The sequence below is a fragment of the Acinetobacter sp. N1-1 genome, from assembly GCF_056711485.1.
Genome location: NZ_JBWXUO010000012.1, coordinates 1,524,071 through 1,537,857 on the forward strand (window position 1 = coordinate 1,524,071; position 13,787 = coordinate 1,537,857).

At 35.7% G+C, this 13,787-nt stretch carries 11 protein-coding genes; 5 read left to right on the forward strand and 6 right to left on the reverse strand.

Annotated elements, in window-relative coordinates; translation table 11 throughout:
* The first annotated feature begins 209 nt into the window (after window positions 1-209).
* Both pepN and AC1MPL_RS07585 read left to right on the forward strand, forming a co-directional pair.
* The gene (pepN, locus tag AC1MPL_RS07580; RefSeq protein WP_479765174.1) at window positions 210-2,819 is read left to right on the forward strand and encodes an aminopeptidase N; all 2,610 of its coding nucleotides are present in this window, start codon (window positions 210-212) and stop codon (window positions 2,817-2,819) included.
* Between the two features lie 67 nt (window positions 2,820-2,886).
* Window positions 2,887-3,192: a TM2 domain-containing protein gene (locus tag AC1MPL_RS07585; protein WP_479765175.1), complete on the forward strand. Its 306-nt coding sequence runs from the start codon at window positions 2,887-2,889 to the stop codon at window positions 3,190-3,192.
* Between the two features lie 4 nt (window positions 3,193-3,196).
* Here the strand turns inward: AC1MPL_RS07585 and AC1MPL_RS07590 are convergent, their stop codons facing one another.
* The gene (locus AC1MPL_RS07590) at window positions 3,197-4,096 is read right to left on the reverse strand and encodes a LysR family transcriptional regulator (protein ID WP_479765176.1); all 900 of its coding nucleotides are present in this window, start codon (window positions 4,094-4,096) and stop codon (window positions 3,197-3,199) included.
* Between the two features lie 104 nt (window positions 4,097-4,200).
* Here AC1MPL_RS07590 and AC1MPL_RS07595 point away from each other — a divergent pair, with 104 nt between their 5' ends.
* Window positions 4,201-5,424, forward strand: coding sequence for an MFS transporter (locus AC1MPL_RS07595; RefSeq protein ID WP_479765177.1), 1,224 nt, complete (start codon window positions 4,201-4,203; stop codon window positions 5,422-5,424).
* 28 nt (window positions 5,425-5,452) lie between these two features.
* Here the strand turns inward: AC1MPL_RS07595 and leuE are convergent, their stop codons facing one another.
* From leuE to AC1MPL_RS07610, 3 genes are all read right to left on the reverse strand, one after another.
* Window positions 5,453-6,109: a leucine efflux protein LeuE gene (leuE, locus tag AC1MPL_RS07600; RefSeq protein ID WP_479765178.1), complete on the reverse strand. Its 657-nt coding sequence runs from the start codon at window positions 6,107-6,109 to the stop codon at window positions 5,453-5,455.
* Between the two features lie 58 nt (window positions 6,110-6,167).
* A complete protein-coding gene (gene tal, locus AC1MPL_RS07605; protein WP_479765179.1) occupies window positions 6,168-7,148 on the reverse strand; it encodes a transaldolase in 981 nt (326 codons plus the stop codon).
* Window positions 7,149-7,226: 78 nt separating this feature from the next.
* Window positions 7,227-8,114 (reverse strand): LysR family transcriptional regulator, encoded by an 888-nt coding sequence (locus tag AC1MPL_RS07610; RefSeq protein ID WP_479765180.1) that lies wholly within the window; start codon window positions 8,112-8,114, stop codon window positions 7,227-7,229.
* A 93-nt stretch (window positions 8,115-8,207) separates the two neighbouring features.
* Between AC1MPL_RS07610 and aceI the strand changes: the two genes are divergently transcribed.
* Window positions 8,208-8,624 (forward strand): chlorhexidine efflux PACE transporter AceI, encoded by a 417-nt coding sequence (gene aceI / locus AC1MPL_RS07615; protein ID WP_479765181.1) that lies wholly within the window; start codon window positions 8,208-8,210, stop codon window positions 8,622-8,624.
* A gap of 45 nt (window positions 8,625-8,669) precedes the next feature.
* On the opposite strand, the gene AC1MPL_RS07620 is transcribed toward aceI, so the two are convergent.
* Window positions 8,670-8,993, reverse strand: coding sequence for a DUF7709 family protein (locus AC1MPL_RS07620; RefSeq protein WP_479765182.1), 324 nt, complete (start codon window positions 8,991-8,993; stop codon window positions 8,670-8,672).
* A gap of 74 nt (window positions 8,994-9,067) precedes the next feature.
* The gene (gene ahpC / locus AC1MPL_RS07625; protein WP_479765183.1) at window positions 9,068-9,631 is read right to left on the reverse strand and encodes an alkyl hydroperoxide reductase subunit C; all 564 of its coding nucleotides are present in this window, start codon (window positions 9,629-9,631) and stop codon (window positions 9,068-9,070) included.
* Between the two features lie 297 nt (window positions 9,632-9,928).
* On the opposite strand from ahpC, the gene hrpA reads away from it, so the two are divergent.
* A complete protein-coding gene (hrpA, locus tag AC1MPL_RS07630) occupies window positions 9,929-13,780 on the forward strand; it encodes an ATP-dependent RNA helicase HrpA (protein WP_479765184.1) in 3,852 nt (1,283 codons plus the stop codon).
* Window positions 13,781-13,787: the final 7 nt, after the last annotated feature.

A 13,787-nucleotide genomic window follows, 5' to 3' on the forward strand; every position in this document is an offset into this window, starting at 1 on the left:
TTTTTCAAAATGGTCTATCATTATACAAATCTTAAGCATAGAAGTTAAAAACTTCTGTTTCTGAATGTGCTTAAATCTACTAAATGCCTAATTTTTATTAGATTGAGTGAAGTATTTGTAAAAACCTCATTTTTCATTTGAAAAATACAGATGATTGCCCAATATTAATTTTAAATTGTGTTAAATGATGAATAACGTAGGGATAAAAGATGAATATAGCTGCAAATCCAACGGTTGAAAGTGCAGATCAAACTGTATATTTAAAAGATTATAAGAAACCTACATTTTTAGTGGATTCAGTTCATTTAGATATTCAAGTCTTTCAAGATTATACCATTGTAGATAGTGTTTTAAATGTACAGCGCCAAACGGAAGGTGATCTTGTCCTTCTAGGACGTGATCTTGAGTTGACTGAAATTAAAGTGAATGATCAGGTCTTTACCAGTGAGCAATATCAACTTGATACAGAGCAACTCACACTTATTGATGTACCTGATATAGCAGTGATTAAAACGAGAGTTATTATTCATCCTGAAAAAAATACAATGCTTGAGGGGCTTTATCAGGCGGGAGATCTGTTTGTAACTCAAAATGAGCCTGAAGGTTTCCGAAAAATCACCTTTTATCCAGATCGTCCTGATGTTCTTTCTGTATTTACAACACGTGTTGAAGCAGATAAAAAGTATCCCGTTCTTTTAGCAAATGGTAATTTACTTGAAAAAGGCGAAGTGAATGAATCACGCCATTATGCAATTTGGGAAGATCCAACTAAAAAACCGAGTTATTTATTTGCATGTGTGATTGGTGATCTTGCAGTACTAAAAGACCATTATGTGACGTCTGAAGGGAGAGATGTTGCGTTAGAGATCTATGCAATAGAAAAAGATATTCCAAAATGTAAAATCGCTATGGAAGCACTTAAGCACTCTATGCGTTGGGATGAAGAGCATTATGGTCGTCCGTATGATTTAGATAATTATATGATCGTTGCGGTTAGTCAGTTTAATATGGGGGCAATGGAAAATAAAGGTTTAAATATCTTTAATACCTCATGCGTATTAGCAGATGAAGAATATACAACTGATGGCGCGATTATGCGTGTACAGTCAGTTATTGCACACGAATATTTTCATAATTGGACAGGAAACCGTATTACTTGCCGTGATTGGTTCCAACTTTGTTTGAAAGAGGGTTTAACAGTATTTCGTGATCAATCTTTTTCCGAAGATTTACAGTCGGCAGCAGTACAGCGTATTGATGATGTATCTATATTAAAATCTCATCAATTTCCTGAAGATGCAGGTCCATTATCTCATCCACCACGACCTGATCACTTTGTAGAGATTAATAATTTCTATACGGCAACTGTATATGAAAAAGGTGCTGAAATTAACAGAATGATGGCGACCTTACTGGGTAAAGAAAAGTATCGTCAAGGTACAGATGAGTATTTTAGCCGTTATGATGGGCAAGCAGTCACTGTGGAAGACTGGATTTCTGCATTATCCGCAGGTTCAGGTGTAGATGTGTCGGCATTTCTACGTTGGTATAACCAGCCAGGTACGCCTAAGCTACACGTTAGCCATAATTATGATGCAGAACATCAAACTTATACGCTTAAATTTAAACAGTCACTTAGAAAAAATGACAAGTATCCTCAGCTTAAAGCGCTACCGATACCTGTTGCACTTGCATTGTTTAATACAGAGACAGGTGAGCAGTTTATACTTGATGCTGACGGTCTTGTAGAAAACAAAGTAAAAGACGGCGTATATCTGTTTGATACTGAAGAAGCAACAATCACATTTAAAAATATAACAAATGAGCCTGTTGTATCATTGTTACGTAACTTTTCAGCACCTGTAAATTTAGATTTTGACTATACAGATGATGCGTTGGCTTTCCTGATTGAGCATGAAACCAATGGATTTAACCAGTGGCAAGCGACACAAACACTACTTGAGCGTATTTTATTAGATGATCATGTCGCAGAACCATACATTCAGGCATTGAAAAATACATTGCCAGCAATTGTTGAAAAAGATCCTTTATTGGCATCTCGCTTACTGGATGTGCCATCAGAAAGTTATTTAGCAAGTCGTATTGATGAAAACTATCAGCCTGAAGTCATTCAAGAAAAGCGTAATGCACTTTTGAATGCATTTGCAAAAGCACTGGGTGGGTTCTTTAAAGAAACGTATTTAAGCCTAAATCCTGAGTTGCAATCTGAGTTTTCTCAGGCAATGGGTGAGCGTGCGCTAAAAAATATCATGCTTAGTTATATGGCTCGTCAAGGTGATGAAGCAGTATTTGAATTAGCAAAACATCAATTTAATACCACATCAAACATGTCTGAGCGTTTAGGTGCATTAAAAGTATTGGTTTGGAATGATGCTCCGCAAGCGGAAGAAGCATTAAAAACCTTTTATACTCGTTTTAAGGATGAACCACTTGCATTAGATCAGTGGTTTATGTTGCAAGCAGCGAATCCAACAGCCACTAAAGAAACGATTGAGTATCTGACATCGCATCGTGATTATGATTTGGGTACACCAAACCGTATTCGTGCGGTAAGTGGTGGTTTAAATAGCAACCCTGTAAATGCGTGGGGCTATGGTGTAGCTCATTTTATCGATCTTGCAAAATACTTAGATGAAAAGAACCCAATTGTTGGTTCACGTTTACTTCAGGTGCTTTCACGTTGGTATACATTGGCAGAGCCAAAACGAACTGAGGTTAAAGATGCGTTGACAGCACTAAAAGTAAACGTGAAGTCTAAAAATGTTGTAGAAACATTAAATAGTATGTTAGCTGTGTAATTTATATAGAATAAGCATTGTGCAGTTTAATACTGCACAATGCTTTTTATTTTGAGTAAGTATTTTTATGAATCAGACAAAATTTTGTTTTGCATGTAGTCAGTCTATAGATGCGCGTGCTGAAATTTGCCCTAAATGTGGTGTACGTCAGACCAATCCACCTGTTATAGGGGAAAAGAATAAATTGGTAGCCGCCTTACTGGCATTTCTTCTCGGTGGCTTTGGTATCCACAAATTTTATTTAGGGAGAGTGGGTCAGGGTTTTTTGTATCTTATTTTTTGTTGGACATTTTTGCCTTCATTTGTCGCATTTATTGAAGGAATTATTTACCTATGTTCTTCTGATGAGCAATTTACCCGTAAGTATGGATAAGCATTCATTTCAATTTACGGTGTAAAAGTGAGTGAAGAATGCTAGAAAAGTTAATGGCAGGTTGAGAGTGATGGTCTACTTTGTATGCGAGTCCTAAGCCAATTTTAGAAATTTTGGGATCGAGTGTTTGATACTGAATTCCTTTAATATTTAGCTGTTGTGTCGATTCGGGTACAAGAGAAACCCCAATATTTGCTGCAACAAGTGAGAGTATTGAAACAATTTGTGGCGCGCTTGGGCCAAATTTAGGTTCAAAGCCGCTTTGCTGGCAAGCATGTACCGTCGCTTCAAATAATCCCGCACTCACTTCATATGGTGAAACAATAAACCGTTCATTTTTAAGTGCTTCTAAAGAATTTAACTTTCCATCAGAGAGTAAATAGTTTTTTGGAAGTACTGCAACAAGGCGTTCTTCAATTAGATGCTGTATATAAACCCCATTAAAGTGAGTTTTTGGTGGTCGAATAACAGCAATATCAAGCTCATTATGTAATATTGCTTCAATGAGAAGAAGAGAGTTTGCCTCTGTTAAAATGAGATTGACAGCAGGGTATTGTTCTTGAAAAGCTTTAATAGCTTTAGGAATTAGGGGGTTTAAAATTGCTGTGCCTGTAAAGCCTAGCCGTAATTCTCCCATATTACCATTTGCTGTGCTTTGTGTTTGTCGAATGGCATGGTGAATTTGATTTTGTATGGGTAATACAGATTTTAGAAAAACTTTTCCTGAAGGCGTAAGCGATACCCCTTGTGATGTTCTATAAAACAATTCAGTACCCACTTCCTCTTCAAGCTGTTTGATTTGCATGCTTAAAGGTGGCTGGCTCATATTTAGTCTTTGTGCAGCTTTTGAGAAGCTTTGTTCTTCAGCAACAGCAATAAAATATTTTATATGTCGTAAGTCCATATTTTTTATATATAGCCTATTATAGTATTATATATTATACATATATCTATTAGCTTGCTAATCTAAATAATACTCAACAATAAGTTTATATTTAGGTTATTCAAATGAAAGCGCAAGCAGATGCGACGCCTTTGGTGCAAGAAGATTATTTAGGTATCAGTTTTGGTACTAAATCTTTTCAAAAGGCGGGGATTGCACTATTTCTTTTGGGCTTTGCAAGTTTTTCTCTCATCTATTGTGTGCAGCCTCTATTGCCTGCATTTACACAAACATTTCATGTGACACCTGGAACGAGTGCGCTTGCACTGTCCCTAACGACAGGATTATTGGCTTTTTCAATAGTTCTCTCAAGTGCATTTTCACAAGCACTTGGACGTAAAGGGTTAATGTTCTGCTCTATGAGCTTAGCAGCAGTTTTAAATATCTTGTGTGCGATGTCCTCAAGTTGGCATTTACTACTCATTGAACGTGCGATAGAGGGATTTATTTTGGGTGGGGTTCCTGCTGTTGCAATGGCTTGGATTGCAGAAGAAATTAATCCTAAGCATTTAGCAAAAACAATGGGGCTCTATATTGCAGGAACAGCATTTGGTGGAATGATGGGAAGAGTCGGTATGGGATTACTTACCGAATACTTTTCATGGCGCATGGCAATGTCAATATTAGGTGTACTTTGCTTGATCTCTGCATTTGGATTTTTAAAATTATTGCCTGCCTCCAAAAATTTTGTTGCCAAAAAAGGAGTTAATTTTTCTTTTCATATTAATGCTTGGAAAACACATTTAAATAATCCTCAGCTATTAAAGGTTTATGGTATAGGCTTCTTGCTTACCAGTATTTTTGTAACTCTATTCAATTACATCACATTTAGATTGTCGGCACAGCCTTATACGTTGAATCAAACGCAGATTAGTCTTATCTTTTTATCTTACAGCTTTGGTATTATTTCTTCATCGGTTGCAGGTGGTCTTGTAGAAAAACTTGGTCGCCAAATTATTATGCGTTTTGGTTTTGTACTCATGTTTATTGGTACATTATTTACGCTAAGTATGAACTTATTTGCAATTATTATTGGGGTTGCTTTTGTGACCACAGGCTTCTTTATTGCGCATTCAATTGCAAGCAGTAATGTGGGTGCAAATGCAAAGTCTCTTAAAGGGCATGCAACATCACTATATTTATTATTTTATTATTTAGGATCGAGTATTGTTGGTTCATTAGGTGGTTATGCTTGGCAATATGGTGGTTGGAGTGCTGTTGTTATCTTGGCACTTATTTTAATTGTTGTTGCCACATTACTGACCTTAAATCAGAAAATTAGATTATAGAAGATAGCATGAAGTTACTCTCAATTTATTAAATTGTAGATGTGGCCAGTTTTATACCAAAACCAATAAATAATAAGCCAACAAAAAGAACGGTAATACTGGTCAATCTTAAATGTTGTGAAAAGTATTGTGAAAGTTTAATACCTGAAAATATAATAAGAGTGAGGTAGCTTAAACTAATTACTTCTAAGATAAATGCGAGTACTAAAAAACTTAAAAATGGAGATTCACTTTTTGGGTCTACAAATTGAATGAAAAATGATAAGAAAAATAAAATTGCTTTAGGGTTTAATAAGCTAATGGTTAATGCTGTTCTGTATGGTGTGATTTTTTCAACTTTTTCACCAAATACAAGAGGTTCTTTTGAGACCTTTTGGTGACGGCTTTTCCATGTTTGGTATGCATGGCGAATAAGTTTAGAGCCTAAATAAGACAAGTAAATTGCACCACAACCTTTAAGAGCTAAAAAAGCCAATGGAAATGTATGTAATGCGGAAGCTGCGCCAAAAATTGTCGCCAGAATAAGTATGAAATCACCACAAATTACGCCAAAACTGGCTCTGTAAGCAGCTTTTACACCATATTTAGATGCAACAGAAAGTACATAAAAAGAGTTTGGACCAGGTAATAATATAATTAGAACTGTTCCAATAATAAAGGTAGGTAAATTTATAATGCCGAGCACGGTTGATACTCAAAAGAGAAAACTAGAGGTCATAATATAGACCTCTAGTAAGTAAAAGTTAACCTTTAATTTCTGCACTATTGCCTAAAGATTGGTGTAGTAAAGCACTAAGCTGTTCTCTTGCTTTAATAAAACCATCAATGCCAGATTGTAGCAGTTGGAAAGCCATTAAATCTTTTTCAATTTGAGCTTTAAATTCTTCTTTAGAAATCGCAGCTTCTCTTTCTACTTTCACTATATCTTGATTTAACTGAGAAGAAATTTCTGTAGTTTCGCTTTCAAGGCTTGCCAAAATATTTGGAGAAATAGTTAACAGGTCACAACCTGCAAGCGCAACCACTTGTGCTGTACTACGGAAGCTTGCACCCATAATTTCTGTTTTAATATTTTGAGATTTATAGTATTCAAAAATTCTTTTTACAGATAGGACACCTGGATCTTGTTCGATTGGATAGTTATCCACTTTATCAGCTTTTTTATACCAGTCTAGGATACGACCAACGAATGGAGATATGAGCGTGATATTAGCATCTGCGCATGCACGTGCTTGATGTAATCCAAAAAGGAGTGTCAAGTTACAGTGAATACCTTCAGCTTCTAAAGCTTTTGCAGCTTGAATACCTTGCCAAGTTGAAGCAATTTTAATAAGAATACGGTCTGATGAAATACCATAGCTACTATAAAGTGCTAAAAGCTCTTTGGCTTTTGCAACTGTGGCTTCAGTATCATAAGACAAACTTGCATCAACTTCAGTTGAAACACGACCATCGATAATTTTAAGGATTTCAACACCAAGTTTCACTGTTAAAATATCAATTGTGCGTTCAATGCGTTCATCTGATGTATAGCCTTCTCGAACAGCTTGGGCATATGAACTTTCTATCAGCTCTAAATTTTCAGGTTGAGAGGCAGCCGCAGTAATAAGTGATGGATTTGTTGTTGCATCAAGCGGTTTAAACTTCTTAATTGCTGTAAGGTCGCCACTGTCTACAACAATAGTTGTAAGCGCTTTAATTTGTTCTAAAGTAGATTTAGTCATTAGATTCACTTCTTACGTCTATTTTGTCTATATATAACATATCTAGACCAATATTTTGTTACATCTATTGCAATGTTTTTATTTATTACGCTGTTGTCTTGCATAGTTAATTAAATATTGACCTGCTAAACCTTTACTTGTTTCTTTGTTCCATACGAGATCAATAAAGTAGCGCAGGTTTGGCGTGAAATCAATTAAATTAAGTGGTACTAAAGTATGCGCTTTTTTTTGAGTTAAACTTTCTAAAAATGCTTGCGGTAAAAATCCCCAGCCCAGTTTCTGTTCTATGAGCGAGAGTGCTAAATGGTAGTGGTCTGTGCGCCAATAATCTTTAGAAAAAACAAGTTCAGGTTTAATTGTTTTATCGCGACTTGTGACTACAATTTGTCGATACTGAGATAATTTTTCTAATGTGATTTGCTGAAGGGTACAAAGGGGATGGTTTTGGGCGCTTACTGGTGTAATTGTTTCTGAGAATAATTCAACAAAAGATTCTCTGTGATCAAGAATTTCTCTTTCAAAGAGTAATGCAAATTGTACTTCATTCTGCATGAGCATTTTCATAGCATCTTCTTGAGGTGCAGAAAATATATTAATTTCTAGTGTTGGGAACTGCTGCTCTAGTATTTGTATGTATTTGATCCATTGGGTATGGATAAGCTCAGATGCAATAACAATATTGAAAGATGGTTCAAGACCTGTACCTAAAGCAAGTGCATATTGTTTCCATTGGTTAATTTCAATGAGTAAGTTTGCTGTTTTTTTATATAAATGTTTGGCCTCTTGCGTTGGAACAGGTTCTCTACCGACTCTTTTAAACAGTTGAATATTTAAGTCTATTTCTAAATTTGAAATAGACATACTGACAGCAGAAGGAACTTTTCCTAGCTTTCTTGCAGCAGCTGAGAAAGAACCTGTTTCCATGACTGTTTTAAAGATTGAGAGTTGTTCTTGGTTAATATTCATATATCTATCAAAATTATTGAAAGGTTCTAACTAGAACTATCATTATTATAAAAATAAAATAGATCATATTCTAGGTTATTAAAGATGATTTATATGTTTATTTCAAAACGAAGGTTAATTCATGCATTAAGTTATGAAATTATTCTCTTGGTCATTATTGCAGTGGCTTTAAGTACTGTTTTAGATATGCCATTGGACGTGACAGGTATATTAGGTGTTGCTATGGCAGTGACTTCAGTTGTATGGAATATGATATTTAATTATATATTTGAAGGTCTTGAAGAGAAATATCAGTTTAATAGAACGATTCCTGTACGTATTTTACATGCAGTTGGTTTTGAGGGAGGGTTAATGTTGGCGACCATACCAATGGTTGCTTATGCCTTAAAAATATCACTCCTTGAGGCATTTTTTCTAGATTTAGCGATGACATTATGTATTTTAGTTTATACATTTATCTTTCAATGGTGCTATGACATTATTGAGCGCCGTATGCTTATAGGTGAATAGGTTGTATTTATATTAAAGCCAACAGAAGAATTGTTGGCTTGTATACTAAGATTGAGTGACTAAATATGCTTGTGCAGCATGACCTACAAAACTTCTTCCTAAATTATCTGATGAAATCCATTCATTTGGTGTAAATAAATCAAAAAAACCAATTTTAAAAAGTGTAGGGATGGCAAGTCTAAGCTCATCCTCAATTTGCCCTCGTTCTCCTTGATTATAAAGCTGAATATTATATAGCAATGCTGCAACAGTTCCTGTTTGTACAGGTGTACCATCTTTTAATTTAACTGTTGGAAAGCTCTGACTTTCTTGTAAGACTTTTTGATTCACTTCTGATAATTTTTGATTGGTATCCATGAGATTATCCATAATTTTTTATTTTAGATATAAAAAAGGTAGTCACAAAATGTGACTACCTTCTCAATCGTTATATTGAAATAAAATTAGATTTTACCAACTAGATCGATTGATGGAGAAAGTGTAGCTTCACCTTCTTTCCATTTTGCTGGGCAAACTTCACCTGGGTGAGCGTGAACGTATTGAGCTGCTTTAACTTTACGAAGAAGTTCTTGAGCATCACGACCAATACCACCAGCGTTAATTTCAACGATTTGGATTTTACCTTCAGGGTCTACAACGAATGTACCACGGTCAGCAATACCTTCACCTTCGATAAGAACTTCGAAGTTTTTAGCAAGTGTCCATGTTGGATCGCCTACCATTGGGTATTCGATTTTTTTGATTTCTTCAGAAGAATCGTGCCAAGCTTTGTGTGTGAAGTGAGTATCTGTAGATACGCCATAAATTTCAACACCAAGCTTTTGGAATTCAGCATAGTTGTCTGCAAGATCGCCTAACTCTGTTGGGCAAACAAATGTGAAGTCTGCAGGATAGAAGAAGAATACAGACCATTTGCCTTTTACATCTGCTTCTGAAATTTCGATAAACTGACCGTTTTTATATGCTGTTGCTTTAAATGGTTTAACTTCAGTGTTAATTAAGCTCATTATATGCTCCGATTAGTGGATATGAGTACTTGTTTATGTATAAGAATAGAATAAGAAAAAATATCTCATTGAGGAAATAGTATTTTTAAATACCCATAATCGGAAAATTAGATTTTGGGTAGATATACTTTATTTCCACATACACAATCATTTTATCTGACTTACTATTATAAATAGCGTTTATGACGGTTTATTTCAAGTCTAAAGAAAGAAAACTTTTAATTTGTAATTCTTTCTATCGGTCTTAGATTTGCGTAAAATGATCCTCTTCATTTTTAGATTTAGGAAAAGTACTCTGTGAGAATAGATTTAAATGTAGATCAAATGGTTATGGCGCGTGATCGGCATCGTTTAAATCGGTTGAGTCAAGGTAAAACAAAAAATGCTCAGCAGTATCAGGAGTTATTTGAAAAATCGAATGCTATTGTTCAAAAAAGAGTTGAGCGTTTACCTCAGATAAAATTAAACCAAGAATTACCTGTAACGCAATATGCAGATAAGTTAATTACTGCAATACAAGAAAATCAAGTCATTATTGTTGCAGGTGAAACAGGCTCTGGAAAAACCACTCAGCTTCCACAAATTGCAATGTTAGCAGGTCGTGGTCTTACAGGTATGATTGGTCATACTCAGCCACGTCGTTTGGCAGCAAGAAGTGTTTCACAACGTATTGCTGAAGAAGTAGGAGAAACTTTAGGGCAATCAATTAGTTTTAAAGTGCGTTTTAATGAGCAAGGTTCATCGGATTCGATCTGTCGATTAATGACAGATGGTATTTTACTTGCCGAGTTGGGACATGATCGCTTTTTAACGAAATATGACACGATTATTATTGATGAAGCGCATGAGCGTTCACTAAATATTGACTTTGTCATGGGTTATTTAAAACAACTTTTACCAAAGCGCCCAGACCTTAAAGTCATTATTACATCGGCAACACTTGATGTGAACCGTTTTAGTCAATACTTTAATCATGCACCTATTTTTGAAGTTGAAGGCAGAAGTTACCCTGTTGAAGTTCGTTATCGTCCAATATCAGATTTATCGATTGGAGGGAGTGATGATGATGAATTTGATGACTTTGAAGAAAACTTACCACGTGCTGTTGTACAAGCCGTAGAAGAATGTTTTAAAGATGCAGAAAAATCAGGGCATCCTGAACATGCCGACATTCTTATATTTGCAAGTACTGAACAAGAAATTCGTGAACTACAAGAAACATTACAGAAGTATGGCCCAAGACATACAGAGATTTTACCTTTATATGCTCGTTTAGCACTTTCTGAACAACAAAAGATATTTAATCCAAGTGGTCGTGGTCGACGAATTATTATTGCGACAAACGTTGCAGAAACAGCACTTACTGTACCTAACATTCGTTATGTTATTGATAGTGGTTTTGCTCGAATTTCTCGTTATAACTATCGTTCACGTGTTCAAAGACTGCCTATTGAAGCAGTGTCACAGGCGGCTGCAAATCAGCGTAAAGGGCGTTGTGGTCGTATTGCTGCGGGTGTTTGTATTCGCTTATATAGTGAAGAAGATTTTTTAAGCCGTCCTGAGTTTACAGAACCAGAAATTAAGAGAACTAACCTTGCATCTGTTATTTTACAAATGCAGAGTTTAGGTTTGGGTAGTTTAGAAGACTTTGACTTTATTGAGCCACCAGATCATCGCTTAGTGAATGATGGGCGAAAACTTTTAATTGAACTCAGTGCATTTAATGATAAAAAAGGTGAGCTGACACGTGTGGGTCAAATGATGGCACGTATGCCGATCGACCCCAGACTTGCAAGAATGATTGTTGGTGGTGCACATTTTGGTGTTTTGAAAGAAATTCTCATTATTGTGAGTGCATTGGCTGTACAAGATCCGCGTGAAAGACCAGCTGACAAGCAAACACAAGCAGACCAAAAACATGCTTTGTTTAAAGAAGCAGATTCAGATTTCTTATTTTATTTAAAGCTATGGGATGTACTTGAGTCAAACCGTGACCAAATGAGTGAAAATAAACGCCGTCAATTTGCAAGACAACATTTTCTAAGTTGGTTGCGTTTAAGAGAATGGAAGCAAACTTATAAGCAGTTGGTTGAATTGGCTGAAGGATTAAAATTATCTTTTAATGAAAAGCCTGCAAGCTATGAAAACTTACATCGAGCTTTACTTACAGGGTTACTATCTTTTGTTGCTAATAAAACCGATGAAAGAAATGTTTACATGGCTGTTCGCCAACAAAAAGCACGTATTTTTCCTGCAAGTGCGTTACATAAAGCGGGCGCATCTTGGTTAATGGCTTTTGAGATGGTTGAAACTTCACAAGTTTATTTAAGAACGCTTGCGAAAATTGAACCTGAATGGATTTTACTTGGAGCAAGGGATTTACTAAAGTATCACTACTTTGAGCCACACTGGTCGAAGAAGACAGGTATTGTAAATGCGTATGCACAAATTACATTATTTGGTCTAATTGTGGAACCAAAACGTTTGGTTAATTTCGAAAAAATAGACCAAAAAGCTGCGCATGACATCTTTTTAAGAGATGCTTTGACGACAGGACATTTAGGGATTACACCGCCATTCTTAAAGCATAATTTATTAAAGCTTGAAGAAGTTGAACGTGTTGAGGATAAACTACGCCGCCGTGACCTTGTTGTTGATGACGAAACCATTTATCAGTTTTATGTAAGTAAAGTACCTGAAGAGGTTGCGAGCAGACGAAGTTTTGAAGATTGGCTTGCAACAGTAGATGCTCAGAACCCACGCTATTTATTTGTGGATGAAGATACACTCTGGTTAGATGATAAGCCAACAACACAGCAGTTTCCTGATTATTTAAGAAATGGAGAGTTACGTTTATCGACTGTATACCGTTTTGACCCAAGTCATGATGAAGACGGTGCAGTTGTTAAAGTTCCTATACAGGCACTACCACAAATTAATGAAAATATTTGGTCATGGGGTATACCTGGATGGCGTAGGACACTTGTTGAAGCTTTATTAAAGACGCTACCAAAAGAAAAACGCCGTAATATTGTGCCCATTCCAACAACAGCTGAAAAGCTTATAAAGGGTATTGATGAGCGACATTTAAGGGAACATATCTTTAAGTATTTGGCATTTGTATTACGTGGTGAGCAAATTACAGAGCAAGACTTTTCTTTTGAGCGTATTGATCAATATTTATTGCCTTTTGTTTATGTAACTGATGCTAAGGGTCGGCTTATAGAAAAGGGTAGAAATATTACTGAGCTTAAAGCACGTTGTCGTATAGAATCTAAACAGCCAGTTACACAAGTGAAAGGCGAGTTTAGTATCTTTCCTGAAGCTTTTCAGTTTGAGTCAGAGAAAAAAGTAACAGGTGTTATTGTTAAGCAATATCAGGCGCTTTTTCCAACAAAAGATTTTAGGAAGTTAGAGCTTAAAGATGAAAGTGGAGTTGTAGTACAAACTTTCAATGATCTCCATGAAGCTGAGAAGCAGCATAAACAAGGGGTTATCCGTTTATTGCATATGCAATTAGGGGATATGATTCGCCAGCTCAAAAAGCAAATTGGTAAGCCTTTATTGCTTGCATACTCCTCGTTGGATAATAAAGCACAGCTTGAAAATATGTTGATCTATGCAACGCTTGATCAGTGTATTGATGTATTGCCTAAAGATCTAAAAGCATTTAACACCTTACAGCAAAAAGTGAAAAAGAACTTTTTATTGGAAGGGCAAGACATCTTAAAAATGTTTAACAATATTTATGTTAGTTGGCAAACAATACGCCGTCAATTGTTAGGTTTAGATGAAGCCGTGTTCGGTGTAAGTATGGATGATGTTGAAGATCAGCTTGCACTTATGTGTTTAGATAATTTTGCTTATAAACAGCCTAAGCATTTATGGCAAGAATTTCCACGCTATTTACAAGCATTGGAGTTAAGATTAGAGCGTCTTCCGAACAATTTAAATCGTGATTTAGATGCAGTCGATCAGGTTGATCCATGGATGGAAAAGCTCTTTAAATTTAAAGATGATGCACGATTATATGAATTTTATAAAATGGTTGAAGAGTTTAGAATTTCTTTATTCTCGCAACCAATGAAAACAAAACAACCTATTTCACCCAAAAGGTTACAAAAAATGTGGGAAGAGCTTTCTCTATAATGATAAA